Annotated in this window: 12 protein-coding genes, 1 tRNA gene and 1 pseudogene; 10 read left to right on the top strand and 4 right to left on the bottom strand. The window is 65.7% G+C overall.

The window, feature by feature from the left end; all coding sequences use genetic code 11:
- The 3 genes from ACOMG5_RS16495 to ACOMG5_RS16485 all read left to right on the top strand — a co-directional run.
- A partial coding sequence (locus tag ACOMG5_RS16495; protein WP_420344882.1) for an ABC transporter ATP-binding protein occupies positions 1 to 699 on the top strand: 699 nt, incomplete at its 5' end.
- Entirely contained in the window at positions 699 to 1,448 is a 750-nt protein-coding gene (locus ACOMG5_RS16490; RefSeq protein WP_420344883.1) for a YgfZ/GcvT domain-containing protein, read from the top strand. The genes ACOMG5_RS16495 and ACOMG5_RS16490, both read left to right, overlap by 1 nt.
- A gap of 301 nt (positions 1,449 to 1,749) precedes the next feature.
- Complete coding sequence (locus tag ACOMG5_RS16485; protein WP_068765522.1) at positions 1,750 to 2,070, top strand: DUF6280 family protein; 321 nt, start codon at positions 1,750 to 1,752, stop codon at positions 2,068 to 2,070.
- Between the two features lie 75 nt (positions 2,071 to 2,145).
- Here ACOMG5_RS16485 and ACOMG5_RS16480 read toward each other — a convergent pair whose 3' ends face one another.
- Entirely contained in the window at positions 2,146 to 3,189 is a 1,044-nt protein-coding gene (locus ACOMG5_RS16480; RefSeq protein ID WP_420344881.1) for a P-loop NTPase, read from the bottom strand.
- 295 nt (positions 3,190 to 3,484) lie between these two features.
- Between ACOMG5_RS16480 and ACOMG5_RS16475 the strand changes: the two genes are divergently transcribed.
- A complete protein-coding gene (locus tag ACOMG5_RS16475) occupies positions 3,485 to 3,688 on the top strand; it encodes a DUF1127 domain-containing protein (protein ID WP_420344880.1) in 204 nt (67 codons plus the stop codon).
- 543 nt (positions 3,689 to 4,231) lie between these two features.
- On the opposite strand, the gene ACOMG5_RS16470 is transcribed toward ACOMG5_RS16475, so the two are convergent.
- A complete protein-coding gene (locus ACOMG5_RS16470; protein WP_420344879.1) occupies positions 4,232 to 5,389 on the bottom strand; it encodes a deoxyguanosinetriphosphate triphosphohydrolase in 1,158 nt (385 codons plus the stop codon).
- A gap of 70 nt (positions 5,390 to 5,459) precedes the next feature.
- Here ACOMG5_RS16470 and ACOMG5_RS16465 point away from each other — a divergent pair, with 70 nt between their 5' ends.
- From ACOMG5_RS16465 to ACOMG5_RS16450, 4 genes are all read left to right on the top strand, one after another.
- Positions 5,460 to 5,792 (top strand): HesB/IscA family protein, encoded by a 333-nt coding sequence (locus ACOMG5_RS16465; RefSeq protein ID WP_420344878.1) that lies wholly within the window; start codon positions 5,460 to 5,462, stop codon positions 5,790 to 5,792.
- Positions 5,793 to 5,900: 108 nt separating this feature from the next.
- A complete protein-coding gene (locus ACOMG5_RS16460) occupies positions 5,901 to 7,175 on the top strand; it encodes a hemolysin family protein (RefSeq protein ID WP_420344877.1) in 1,275 nt (424 codons plus the stop codon).
- A gap of 48 nt (positions 7,176 to 7,223) precedes the next feature.
- Positions 7,224 to 8,003 (top strand): exodeoxyribonuclease III, encoded by a 780-nt coding sequence (gene xth / locus ACOMG5_RS16455; RefSeq protein ID WP_420344876.1) that lies wholly within the window; start codon positions 7,224 to 7,226, stop codon positions 8,001 to 8,003.
- A gap of 2,219 nt (positions 8,004 to 10,222) precedes the next feature.
- Positions 10,223 to 10,298: transfer RNA gene (locus ACOMG5_RS16450), tRNA-Ile, on the top strand.
- Positions 10,299 to 10,457: 159 nt separating this feature from the next.
- On the opposite strand, the gene ACOMG5_RS16445 is transcribed toward ACOMG5_RS16450, so the two are convergent.
- Complete coding sequence (locus ACOMG5_RS16445) at positions 10,458 to 10,769, bottom strand: tyrosine-type recombinase/integrase (protein ID WP_420344875.1); 312 nt, start codon at positions 10,767 to 10,769, stop codon at positions 10,458 to 10,460.
- A 73-nt stretch (positions 10,770 to 10,842) separates the two neighbouring features.
- Complete coding sequence (locus ACOMG5_RS16440; protein ID WP_420344874.1) at positions 10,843 to 11,013, bottom strand: hypothetical protein; 171 nt, start codon at positions 11,011 to 11,013, stop codon at positions 10,843 to 10,845.
- Between the two features lie 513 nt (positions 11,014 to 11,526).
- On the opposite strand from ACOMG5_RS16440, the gene hpbA reads away from it, so the two are divergent.
- Together hpbA and ACOMG5_RS16430 are read left to right on the top strand one after the other, a co-directional pair.
- Positions 11,527 to 13,563, top strand: coding sequence for an N-methyl-L-proline N-demethylase HpbA (hpbA, locus tag ACOMG5_RS16435; protein WP_420344873.1), 2,037 nt, complete (start codon positions 11,527 to 11,529; stop codon positions 13,561 to 13,563).
- A gap of 42 nt (positions 13,564 to 13,605) precedes the next feature.
- Positions 13,606 to 13,724 (top strand): annotated as a pseudogene (locus ACOMG5_RS16430) (electron transfer flavoprotein subunit beta/FixA family protein); the annotation flags it as partial.

The following is a 13,724-nucleotide window of genomic DNA, read 5'->3' as shown; positions in this document are numbered from 1 at the left end:
TATCTGAACTATGGCGCCAAGGAGGTGCTGCGCGGGCTCAGCTTCATCGCCGAGGCCGGGCAGACAACCGCGCTGGTCGGCCCCTCGGGCGCGGGCAAATCCACTGTCTTCAACCTGCTCACCCGGCTGGTGGACCCGGACAGCGGGCGCGTCAGCGTGGGCGGCGTGCCTGTTGCCGCGATGGATCTGGGCACGCTCAGAGGGCTGTTCTCCACCGTCGCGCAGGATGCGACGCTGTTCGACGAGACGATCCGCGAGAACGTGCTGCTCGGGCGCACCGATGTGAGCGAGGAGGAGCTGCGCCGGGCGCTGAGCGTTGCGCATGTCACCGAATTCACCGATGCGATGCCCGAGGGGCTGGAGAGCCCCGCCGGGCCGCGCGGCTCGGCGCTTTCGGGCGGGCAGCGGCAGCGGGTGGCGATCGCGCGGGCGGTGCTGCGCAATGCGCCGATCCTGCTGCTCGATGAGGCGACCTCGGCGCTCGACACCCAGTCGGAGGCGAAGGTCGCGCAGGCGCTCGATCATCTCTCGGTCGGGCGCACGACGCTGGTCATCGCGCACCGGCTCTCGACCGTGCGCAACGCAGACAAGATCGTGGTCGTGGTCGATGGCCGCGTCGTGGAGGAAGGCACCCATGACGCGCTTTATGCACGGGGCGGCACCTATGCGGCGCTGTGCCGGATGCAACTGGTGGAATGATGCGCACACTTTATGAGATCACCGGCAAGGACCGGGAGCATTTCCTGCAAGGTCTGGTCAGCAACGACATGCGCCGGCTGGCCGAAGGGGCGGTCTATGCCGCGCTGCTCACGCCGCAGGGCAAGTATCTGGCGGATTTCCTGCTGGTGCCGCGGGGCGATGCCGTGCTGCTGGATATCGACGCGGCCATCGCCGAGGCCACCGTGCGGCGGCTCTCCATGTACAAGCTGCGCGCCGATGTGCAGATCGTGCCCTCGGCGCTGAAGCTGTGGCGCGGCACCGGCCCCGCGCCCGCAGGCGCGGTGGCCGACCCGCGGCACCCGGCGATGGGCTGGCGGCTCTATGGCGAGGCGGAGGGCGACGATGGCAGCGACTGGGACGCGATCCGGGTCGCGCATCTGATCCCCGAGACGGGGATCGAGCTCACGCCCGAGACCTACATCCTGGAGGCCGGGTTCGAGCGCCTGCATGGCGTGGATTTCCGCAAGGGCTGCTATGTCGGGCAGGAGGTGACGGCGCGGATGAAGCACAAGACGGAGCTGCGCAAGGGCCTCACCCGGGTGCTGATCGAGGGCGCGGCGGAGCCCGGCACGGCCATCACCGCGGAGGGCCGCACGGTGGGTACGCTCTTCACCCGGTCGGGCGACAGGGCGCTGGCGCATCTGCGTTTCGACCGTGCCGAGGGCGCACTTCAGGCGGGCGCGGCGCAGCTTCGGCTCGACCCGCAGGTACTGGACGAAAATTCATAAAATTTGATCACCTTCGCCCCAATGCCAGCAGGCACGCGAAGGCGGAAAAGCGCCGGCTTGACAGCCCCGTTCACGCTGTTGAGACCATTCAGGCCCCAAATTTTCTTGATCGAATGGTCCGGACACCTATATATGCGCGACCTGCCGGGGAAACACGGTGCGGTTCCGCTAGCCCCGGAGGATATAAGTTATGCGCCATTTGCATGACAGACATTCCTCTGGCGGCATATCGAATCGTCACCCGAACGCCCTACATGGCGCCACGCCAACAAACGCAAGAGCAATAAAAAAGGACGGAATAATGCGCGATTTCGTTGACGGCTCCGCATTCAATTATGAGCAAGGCCAACGCGCCCGCAAGCTGTTCGCGGCGGTGGTTCTGGCTGCGCTCGACGATGCGATTGCCGATGACAAGAAATACGGGAACGGGCCGGAGCAGATCGCTCGCTGGGCACGCTCGCGCGATGGCCGTGAAGTGCTGTCCTGTGCCGGGATCGACCCCAACGAACGCGTGGTCAAGGGCCTGATGGAATTCGTGTCGAAGGGTGTGCGCACCTCCGTCGCGCTGTCGCGCGAAGAGAGCGAACGCCGGATGGCGGCCGAAGAGGCCGAAGCGGCGTAATCCCCCTATCCCTGATCTGGAAACCGCCCGGGCCGCTGCAGCGCGTCCCGGGCGGTTTCGTTTATGGGCAGTGCCTCAGACGCGGCCTTCGGCGATCAGCCTTGCGGCAATGGCCGCGTAGCCCTGCGCGGCCGCGCCCTCGCCCGTAGCTACCGGCGCCCCGGCATCCCCGGCCAGCCGGACCTCCAGATCGAGCGGCAGCGCGCCGAGGAACGGCAGGCCGAGCCGCTCCGCCTCCGCCGCCACCCCGCCATGCCCGAACAGATGCGCCTCATGGCCGCAGTTCGGGCAGACATAGGTGGACATGTTCTCGATCAGCCCGATCACCGGTGTATTCAGGCGGCGGAACATGTCGAGCGCCTTGCGGGCATCCAGCATGGCGATGTCTTGCGGCGTGGAGACGATGATGGCGCCATCAAGCTTCGTCTTCTGGCAGAGCGAGAGCTGGATGTCCCCCGTGCCCGGCGGCAGATCTATGATGAGCACGTCGAGCGCGCCGTAATGCGCCCATTCCACCTGACCGAGCATCTGTTGCAGCGCGCCCATCAGCATCGGCCCGCGCCAGATCACCGCCTCGTCTTCCTTCAGCATGAAGCCGATCGACATCAGCGTGATCCCATGCGCCTGCAGCGGGATGATATTGTGCCCGTCAGGAGAGGCTGGGCGGCGGTTCACGCCCATCATCCGCGGCTGGCTCGGGCCATAGATATCGGCATCAAGCAGCCCCACCCGCTTGCCTGCCCGCGCGAGCGCCACCGCGAGGTTGGCCGAGACGGTGGATTTGCCGACCCCGCCCTTGCCGGAGCCCACGGCGATGATGTGGCGCACGCCCGCCACCGCCTGCGGCCCCGCCTGCGGCGCCGGGTGGCCGCCGATGCGCGGCCCCTGGCCTGCGGGAATCACGATGGTGACGCTCTCGACGCCGGGCAAGGCCCGCACCTTCGCCTCCAGTTGCGGCTTCAATGCCTCCAGCTCGGCCGGGGGCGCGCCCTCCAGCACGAAGCGCACCACGCCCTTGTCGGCCGCGAGGGCGTGAATCAGCCCCCGCGCAACAGGGTTTTGCGACTCGCTCCCCAGCCCGCGCAGGGCCTCGAGCACTATTTCCTTGCTGACCGGCATCGCTTTCTCCCGCGTCATTTCCGGCGGACTGTGACGTTTTTGCCGCGGACTTCAAGAGGCCGGAGACCAAAGATTCATCCTGTTTGCCCAATAGCGCACCGGAAAGTTCGTTTTATACCCTCCGGGAGAACAAATATGCCTCTTTCCGGCAGGATAATGGGTCAGCAAACGTTATGCATTTGCCGCATGGCAGAAATGCCGGAAGCCAGGATTGTGCAGTCGCAGCATTGGGGTCATGTTAGCCCCAACAGCGACGAGGAAGTCCCCGCCGCACCGAACCACAGAGACGAACACGATGGCATTCGCAACCGAACTCCATAGCGCCGAAATCGGCTTTGCCCACCTAGTGTCGAACATCCGCGACTCGCTCGCCCGCCGCAAGGTGTACCGCAACACCGTCCGCGAGCTGCGCGGCCTGTCGAACCGGGAACTGTCGGACCTGGGCATGAGCCGTTCGATGATCACCCGCGTGGCGCTCGAAGCCGCCTACGGCAAGTAATTCCCTTCCTGAGGCTCCTCCTCCTCCCTGAGCCTCGGAAATCGGCGGCACCCTCCTCCTCCTCCCTGAGGGTGCCGCCACCAGATACCGGCCACAGCCTGCAAGGCACTGCCGGACAGCCGATGCGAAGGCCTCCTCCTCCTCCCTGAGGCCTCGTAACGAAGGCGGCGACCCCCTCCTCCTCCCTGGGGTCGCCGCACATCTCCACCGGCACAGAATACGGCGCTCAGTCCACTCCTCCTCCCGGACTGCCCGCCGTGCGGCGCCCGCTCCTCCTCCCTTGGGCGCCGCCATCGATACCGAAGGCCCTTCCTCCTCCCTGGGCGTTCGGGTAGGCGCTGCTCGCTGCTCCTCCCTGAGCGGCGCCGGTCATACCAAGGCCCCCTCCTCCTCCCTGGGGCCGAGGTTCGTAACGGCGGCACCCCTCCTCCTCCCTGGGTGCCGCCGTTTTCATTTCCGCCGCGCCCTCTTCGTCCTGCCGCAGCGCATGAAAAACCCGCCACGCGTCGCCGCGGGCGGGTTCTGTCGTGCCGGGGCTTTGACTTAGCCCGCGGGGTCGATCAGGCGGTGATATTCCTGAATGGCGAAGCGGTCGGTCATCCCGGCCACATAATCCAGAACCACCCGCGCCAGCTCCAGTTCGGGCTCAGTGCGCGCCCGCGCCCCGGCCACATCCGCCTGCCAGTCCTCGGGCAGCAGCTCGGGCTGCGCGAGGAACAGCGGGAACAGCGCATTGATCATCATCGTCACGCGCTTGCGCTCCACCACCACTGAAGGCGCGCGGTACATGCGCTGGAACAGGAACAGCTTGATCGCCTTCAGGTTCTGATACAGCGGCTTCGAGAACCGGATGATCGGCCCCTCCATATGGCGGATATCGTCCACCGAGCGCGGCTGCAGCGCGGTGAGCCGGTTCTGCGCCACCGCGATCACATCCTCGACCATCACCCCGAACACCCGGCGCAGTGCCTCGTGGCGCCGCCGCATCGGTTCCAGCCCCGGGTGCAGCCGGTCCACCTCGGCGAAGCATTCGCCGATCACCGGCAGCGCGCACAGGTCGTCTTCGGTAAAGAGCCCGGCGCGCAGCCCGTCGTGCAGGTCGTGGTGGTTGTAGGCGCAGTCATCGGCCACCGCCGCCACCTGCGCCTCGGCGCTGGCATTGGTGCCGAGCTCCAGGTCCCACAGCGCATTGACCTCCGCCAGCGCATAGTTCCACGGCGCCTCCACCGGGCCATTGTGCTTGGCGATGCCTTCCAGCGTCTCCCAGGTCAGGTTCAGCCCGTCAAAGCCCGCATAATGGCGCTCCAGCCGGGTCACGATCCGCAGCGCCTGCGCGTTGTGATCGAAGCCGCCATAGGGCTCCATCAGGATCGCCAGCGCGTCCTCCCCGGTATGCCCGAAGGGCGGGTGGCCGAGGTCATGCGCCAGCGCCACCGCCTCGGCAAGGTCGGTGTTGAGCCCGAGCGCCGCCGCGATGGTGCGCGCCACCTGCGCCACCTCGATCGTATGAGTGAGCCGGGTGCGATAATAGTCGCCCTCATGTTCGACGAAGACCTGCGTCTTGTGCTTCAGCCGCCGGAACGCCGAGGAATGGATGATCCGGTCCCGGTCGCGCTGAAAGGGCGAACGGAAGGTCGAGATGCTTTCGGGGAAAAGCCGCCCGCGGGAGGCATCGGGCTGGCAGGCATAGGGTTGCAACAAGGTTTCCTCGTCTTGTCGGCGCGTCTGCCCTACCCTATATCTGGAACATCACGGAAATACAGGCCCCCAGATGCTTTTGCCGCCCCATGTCACTCCGCGTGCCTTCGCGCGCCTCGCCGAAATCAACGCCGCGCAGCCGGACAGCCCGCGCGCGCTGCGGATTGCCGTCGAAGGCGGGGGCTGCTCCGGCTTTCAGTATGACATGAAGCTGGAGGCCACGGCCGAGGCCGATGACGTCGTGCTCGAGGGCTCCGGCCAGCGCGTGCTGATCGACCCGGTCTCGCTGCCCTTCCTGCAGGATGCGACCATCGATTTCACCGAGGAACTGATCGGCGCCCGCTTCGTGGTGCAAAATCCGAATGCCACCGCCGCCTGCGGCTGCGGCATCAGCTTCTCGATCTGACCCCGATGCCCGAGGGTGCCTTGCGGGCCATTGCGCCTGCGCCAGCCAGTTTCCTAGATCCCACCAGTTTTCTCGATCCCCCCGTTTTCTCGATCGCCCTTCGGACCCATGTTCTTTGAAATCCTGATCCTCGTGGTGCTGACCGCCCTGAATGGGGCCCTCGCCATGTCCGAGCTCGCCGTGGTCTCGGCGCGCGATGCGAAACTGCGGCGGATGGCGGAGGATGGCCACAAAGGCGCCCTTGCCGCGCTGCTGCTGAAGGAAAACCCCGGGAAGTTCCTGTCTTCGGTCCAGATCGGCATCACTCTGGTCGGCATCGTCGCGGGTGCGGTTTCTGGCGCCACGCTGGGCCTGCGGCTCGCGGCCGCGCTTGAGAGCAACGGCATGTCTGCCTCGCTGGCCAGTACGCTCGGCGTCGGCGGCGTGGTGATGGCCATCACCTATGCGCAGCTGATCCTGGGCGAGCTCGTGCCCAAGCAGATTGCGCTTGCGAGCCCCGAGGCCGTGGCCGCGCGCGTGGCGCCCCCGATGCGCATGCTGGCCCGGTTTGCTACGCCCATCGTGTGGTTTCTGGATATTTCCGGCCGCATCGTGCTGCGGCTGATGGGCCAGGCCGACAAGGGCGAGCAAGGCATGACCGACGAAGAGGTCGAGCTGACCCTCGACGAGGCCGAGGGCGCGGGCGTTTTCGCCCCGGGCGAGCGCGACATGCTCACCGGCGTGATGCGCGTGGCCGACAGGCGCGCCTCCTCGCTGATGACCCCCAAGCGCGAGGTCGAGGTGCTGGACCTGAGCCAGAGCCGCGCCGCGCTGATGGACCAGATCCGCAAATCCCCCTTCGACCGCCTGCCCGTGCGCGACGGCGACGAGGATGCGATCATCGGCGTCATCGTCAGCCGCGAGGCGCTGGCGCTCTCGCGCAATGCGGCGCTGGCCTCGATCGTGCGGCCGGTTCCGGTGGTGATGGATCAGGCCCGCGCGACGCTGGTGATCGAAAAGCTGCGCACCGAAGGCAGCCGCATGCTGCTCGTGTTCGACGAATTCGGCCATTTCGAGGGCGTGATCACCGCGATGGACGTTCTGGAAGGCATTACCGGCGAATTCCTGGACCCGGGCGACGAGCCCGCGATCCAGAGCCGCGCCGATGGCTCTTTCCTGATCTCCGGCTGGGTCCCGGCCGATGAAATGGCGGAGCGGCTCCGGATCAAGGATGCGCAGGGCGATTACGACACCGCCGCGGGCTTCGTCATCGACCGGCTCGCGCGGCTGCCGAGCCAGGGCGACGTGCTGCGCACCGATGGCTGGGTCTTCGAGATCGTGGACATGGACGGCGCGCGCATCGACAAGCTGCTGGTGAGCCGCGACATCCAGCCCGAGCCCTGATTGCGCCCGCCGCTCCCAGGCCCTAGAACAGGGCAAACGGAGGGCCCCATGAAGATTGCCACCTTCAACATCAACGGCATCAAGGCCCGCGCCGAGGCGCTGGTGGACTGGCTGCGCGTGGCGGAGCCGGATGTGGTCTGCCTGCAGGAGATCAAATCGGTCGACGAGGGCTTCCCGCACGAGATTTTCGACGGGCTCGGCTATACCATCGCGACGCACGGCCAGAAGGGTTTCAACGGCGTGGCGCTGCTGAGCCGCCTTGGCCTCGAGGACGTGGTCCGCGGCCTGCCCGGGGACGACACCGACGAGCAGGCGCGCTGGATCGAGGCGACGGTGGTCGGCGATCGCGCGGTGCGGATCTGCGGGCTGTATCTGCCCAACGGGAACCCGGCGCCGGGGCCGAAATACGACTATAAGCTCGGCTGGATGGCGCGGATGCGGGCCCATGCGGCGGGGCTGTTGCGCAGCGAGGCGCCGGTGGTCCTTGCGGGCGATTACAACGTGATCCCGCAAGACGAGGATGCCGCGAAGCCCGAGGCCTGGCGCGAAGATGCGCTGGCCCTGCCCGAAAGCCGCGCGGCCTTCCGGCGGATCCTGAACCTCGGTTACACCGATGCCCTGCGCGCCCGGATCCAGGGGCCGGGGCAGTATACCTTCTGGGATTATCAGGCGGGCGCCTGGGCGCGCAACAATGGCATCCGCATCGACCATCTGTTGCTGTCGCCACAGGCCGCCGACCTGCTCCGCGACGTGCAGATCGACAAGGAAACCCGGGGCGGCGACAAACCCTCGGATCACGTCCCGGTCTGGATCGACCTCGACGCCTGAACCTGCGCGCGGATTCCACTCTGAACAGTCGCGCGATCAGGATTGCGTCTGGCAGCCGGGGGGGCAGCCCGTGGCCTGCGCTCCGGAGCGCTCCGCGTTCTGCGATGTGCTGGCTTGCCAACAGGCAGACGGGCATGAGAATTTTGCCCATAGCTAAGGCCCCAGAAGGACCGGCCCAGTGCCGCAAGTGCTGCCTCGGCTGTGCGGCATGCGCGCAGTGGTTTGGGAAATAACGCGGCAGGAAACCCTGCGAGGTAGTGCCTCTCGGGGGGGAGGCTGCCCGGCCGAACATGCTCCTGACGGAGCCGATGGTGTATGTTTCGGCACGGCGTGCGCAGCCCTGTGTTCCAGGATTTGTTCATATCGCATTGGGATCTGGTCCGAAAAATCGAAGGCCGCCAGAACTTCGTGGGAAGCGATGATCTTTTGCCCGACCACCAACTCGCCCTCGGGGAAAAAGCCGAACCGATCTACAGGCGGGAAATACTCGATTTCCTTTGAAGCCACCGCACCGGCCCTCGGGCCGGTGATTTTTCGTCTGGCCCCGGACAAGGTTTGTGGCAAAAATGGACAGGACGCCGCGTGATTGGAAATCGGAGGGACTGATTTCATTGGGTTTTCGCGGCAGAAAATGGAACAACTATGAGGTGCTTTTCGCAGCATGAAGATGGCCGCAGAGGCCGGATACATGCCAGCCCCCGACAGCGCGCCAGAAGGCCCCGGACCCCTCTGGCGAAAGGCGCGGGGAGGCGTGATGAAAATGGCGTAGCAGTGACGCGCCAGCCCCATTCCGCTGCCTGCATCAGGCCACGCGATCGATCCCGGGCGGGTCGAGTGCATTGAAGCGGTTGATGAGGGTGCGCGGATACGGGCTTTTGCAGTCTGGCTGTCAGGATCCCGTGAGGCAATGCGGTCACCGAAGAGCTTGAGCGATCACAGCTTCGCCTCGATCAGACTGCGAACTTGGTAGAGCGACCAGTGCTTCCAGATTGTTCACCCAAGCGACTTCCCACGCGCTGGACTTCGTTGCGAACGCTGAACGCGCGGACCGTAATCCTCGTCGCTTTTCCCTTAGGCACCGGCACTTGCGCCGGATGGAGCATCATGAGCGAGACACGGTGCGGAGAGGCCTGGTGGCAGGCGACTGCATGGATTTCCGCGCAGATCGGCTCTGCCCCTGACCCCTGAACGAGTGGGCCAGGAAGCCCGGGGGCGACGGCCGGCGCGGGGCATTGCGGGGCATGCGGGCCGGTTGCGCAGCCTTCGAAGGGGCCGGGGATTATGTGAAGGACCAACCGAAATCACGCGGGAGGCCCGGGAGCGGCGCCCGGCGCAGGAGCCTCTTCGCAAATACCGGGCGTATTTTGCGGCTATCGAAGGCATCGCGTCAGCTTTGCCGGACATGCTCGGCCGAAGGGCGACGTGGCGATGGATTCCAGCGCAGCGCGGGGGGCAGAGGCCTCGGTTCAGGCCGATGGCACAGGCCGATCTGCGCAGCCCTGCCGATCGCCCGGTCCACCCGCGACGGTCATCTGGCACAGCGGGCGATCGGGCACGGGTGCGTGGCCGTGCCCGTCGTGATGCCGCCCAGGGCCCGAGATCCGGTGTGTGCGCGCAGAGAACTGGCGGCCCCATCGCGGCCGCTCCGCCGGGACGACTTCGAGGCCGCGGGTGGTGGCGGGGCTAAAGGGGGACCGTCCCTGGCGCGCACCAATGGTGACACAATGGCTCAGGCGGCGCAGGAAGGCCCCATCCAGCCGCACGGGGTGAAACGAGAGGTCCGCTGCATAGCGACCTGCTGTGGGCGCGCCTATGCCGCCTTCGTCATCGAGGTCTGTACCCGCAGGAGCCTCAGCGCAGGCAGGCTTCGCCACGGGCGCGCCAGAGCAGGCAGCTCTTGGCCGAAGGCCGACACGGGCGCTGGCGCATCACAGTGACCACGGTCGCAATACCTGCCCACCTGCGGCACCTAGAGGCTGTGTGGCGCAAAATCTGCCGCAAGCAGCCTTGGCGACAGCGACGGAAATGCCTTGGCCGAAGCCCTCGACGGCTCCTACAATGCAGAGGTCAGCCCGTTCTTGCCCTTGGTCATTGCCCGCATCTCCGCCAGTGGAACCCGTTGCCCGCCCTTAGCGCAAAGGCCGCTGCGGGGCATCGGGCACCATGTGGTCTTTCTTGACCCTGAGGCCAAACCCGCCTAGTCCCATGAGGGACATTGGGGGCCTGTAGCTCAATGGTCAGAGCAGGGCGCTCATAACGCCTTGGTTGGGGGTTCAAGTCCCTCCGGGCCTACCAGATTACCCAACGCCGCCAACGTTTTCAATGCGCTGCGCGGCGCTTTGGCTAACAGCTTGGCGGCGTTAGCCAATTTGTGTTTCGGATGCGTTCTCATGCGGCCCCCTTCAACTTGATGATTGCCGCCTGCGCCAGCCTCTTTTTGTTCACCGCTGCGCACTAGGTTTCAATCTCCTTGATGTTGCCGTGCCCGGTGATCGACATGATTTCGAGGGCGGAACAGCCCGCCTCGGCAAGGCGTCGGCAAGCCGCCTTGCGCAGCCAATGGGGGGAGCGATGCGGGGGAAGGCCCGCCGCCTTCGCCGCGTCGATCATCCAGTTAGCGAAAGCCTTCTCGGAGCGGGCTTCCCCGTATTGCGTGATGATCAGCCGTTCATGGTCATGGCCGATGCCATCTAGCACCGCCCGGAAGTCGGGATGGATCGGGATATTCAGTTCAACAAGCTGTTGGCTCTTTTTCGTGTTGATCACGATGAAGTCGCCTTGAATGTGCGACCGGCTCAATGGCGTTCACAGGCTCACGGCTGAAGGCGCGTCAGCTCCTTCAGCCGATCCACGCCGATCCCACCCTACTGCTTCCGCCAGCGGTATTAATCTGTTCGACGACGCCGACCCGCCTGATCGCATCAAGACGGGACAGGCCTTGCCCCATCAGAACCTCAACCTGCCGCAACGACGAGACAATCTCTGCCGGCTTCGCCCGTTCGTTTGCCATTCTCCTGCGTTTCCGAAAGATAACGGCGGAAAACTGCAGTGCGGGGCAGGAAAGCCGCGTGGACACGACGCCGCGCCTGATAGCCGCTGGGAAACTGCCTCTCTTGAGGTGCCGCCTGACGCCAACCGCAGCAGATCAGAATGCAGCGGCCCAGCGCAGCACCCGCTCGGCCGCACGTTTCGCCCGTTCGCATCGCGATGTCGCGGCTCTGAGCGCAGGAAATTCGGCGGCCCTGCGCCTCAGAATCGGCATGCCCCCTCTACGCGAGGCGGATCGCGGCACGCTGGCGCCCACCACCACTCGCCTCCTTCAGAAGACCATTCCGGCCGGATCGTCAGGGCCGCTGGTTCCTGAGAAATGCCTGTTATCGCCCGTGTATCACACGAAAATTGTTCACTTCTGCTTTTTCAGATCCATATGAGCCCCCCGGCAGTTCACCCAAGAACTTTTAATTGACACAAGTGAACATTTCTTGCAAGTCTCGCCGCAGACCCCACCCGAAAAGGCAGAGCGATGTCGACCGATCCCCTTTTGCAGCCGTTCCAGCTGAAGCACCTGACGCTTCGCAACCGGATCATGATTACCAGCCATGAGCCGGCCTATCCCGAGGACGGGATGCCGAAAGAGCGGTATCGGGCCTATCATGTGGAGCGGGCGAAGGCAGGGGTGGCGCTGACGATGACGGCAGGCTCGGCCTCGGTCTCGCGCGACAGCCCGCCGGTGTTCAACAATATCCTCGCCTGGAAGGACGAGGTCGTCGGCTGGATGAAGCAGCTCGCCGATGAATGCCACGACCATGGCGCGGCGGTGATGATCCAGCTGACCCATCTCGGGCGCCGTACCCGCTGGGACAAGGCCGACTGGCTGCCGGTGGTCTCGCCCGGCCATGAGCGCGAGGCCGCGCACCGCTCCTTCCCGAAAAAGCTGGAGGACTGGGACATATCGCGCATCATCGGCGATTATGTCGATGCTGCGGAGCGGATGAAGGCCGCGGGCCTCGACGGGCTGGAATTGCAGGCCTACGGCCATCTGATGGACCAGTTCTGGTCGCCCCTGACCAACGACCTGGACGGCCCCTATGGCGGCAGCCTCGACAACCGGCTGCGCTTCACCTTTGACATCCTGCGCGGCATCCGTGAACGCTGCGGCGAAGATTTCATCCTCGGCGTCCGCTATACCGGCGACGAGGACCTGCCCGGCGGGCTGACCGCGGAGGACGGGATCAGCATCTCGCAGAAGCTGAAGGACAGCGGGCTCGTCGATTTCCTGAACGTGGTGAAGGGCCATATCGACACCGACCCCGGCCTGACCGACGTGATCCCGGTGCAGGGCATGCGCAATGCGCCGCATCTGGACTTCGCGGGCCAGATCCGCAAGGCGACCAATTTCCCGACCTTCCACGCCGCCAAGATCCCGGATGTGGCGACGGCGCGCCATGCGATCGCGGCGGGGCTGGTCGATATTGTGGGCATGACGCGCGCGCACATGGCCGACCCGCATCTGGTGCGCAAGGTGATCGAGGGCCGCGAGGACGACATCCGCCCCTGCGTCGGGGCGAACTACTGTCTCGACCGGATCTATCAGGGCGGCATGGCGTTCTGCCTGCACAACCCCGCCACCGGCCGCGAGCAGACCATGCCGCAGACGATCCCGGCGGCCACGCGGAAACGCCGCGTCACCATCGTCGGCGCGGGCCCGGCCGGGGTCGAGGCTGCCCGCGTCGCGGCCGAGCGCGGCCATGAAGTGACCGTTTTCGAGGCGGCCGACGCGCCCGGCGGCCAGATCCGCCTCACGGCCCTTGATGAGCGTCGCCGCGAGATGATCTCGATCATCGCCTGGCGGATGGCGCAATGCGAGAAGAAGGGCGTCGCCTTCCATTTCAACACCGTCGCCGATGCCGGCACAGTCCTTGCGACCGCGCCCGACGAGGTGATCATCGCGACCGGGGGCCTGCCGCATACCGATGTGCTCTCGGAAGGCAATGATCTCGTCTGCTCGGCCTGGGACATCCTTTCGGGCGATGTGAAGCCCGGCCGCAGCGTGCTGATTTTCGACGATGCAGGCGACCACGCAGGCCTTCAGGCCGCCGACCTGATTTCGCGAACGGGTGCTGCGGTGGAGATCGTGACCCCCGATCGCAGCTTCGCGCCCGAGGTCATGGCGATGAACCTCGTGCCCTACATGCGCAACCTGCAAAAGCGCGACACCACCTTCACCGTGACCTGGCGCCTGCGCGCCGTAGCGCGGGAGGGGAACCGGCTGCGCGCCGTGCTGGGGTCGGATTACGGCGATGTCACGCGGGAACGGCTGGTCGATCAGGTGGTGGTGAACCACGGCACCCGGCCGCTCGACGAGCTGTATTTCGAGCTGAAGCCGCTGTCGTCCAACCTGGGCGAGGTCGATTATGAAGCCCTGACGACGGGCGGCCAGCAGGAGGTGCTCAGCAACCCCGACGGAAAATTCCGCCTGTTCCGCATCGGCGATGCCGTGGCCGCGCGCAATACTCACGCCGCGCTCTATGACGCCCTTAGGCTGGTCAAGGACCTGTGAGCCCAGCCCGAACCCGACAGATGGAAAACGGAGACTCCGCGGATGAAGGTTCTTGTACCTGTTAAGCGCGTGATTGATTACAACGTGAAGGTTCGCGTTAAGGCGGACGGTTCCGGTGTCGATCTTGCGAACGTGAAGATGTCGATGAACCCGTTCGACGA

The sequence above is a fragment of the Paenirhodobacter sp. genome (assembly GCF_041916475.1).
Lineage (GTDB): Bacteria > Pseudomonadota > Alphaproteobacteria > Rhodobacterales > Rhodobacteraceae > Rhodobacter.
Note: the sequence above shows the minus strand (reverse complement) of the source record. Positions and strands in the feature narration are given on the sequence as shown.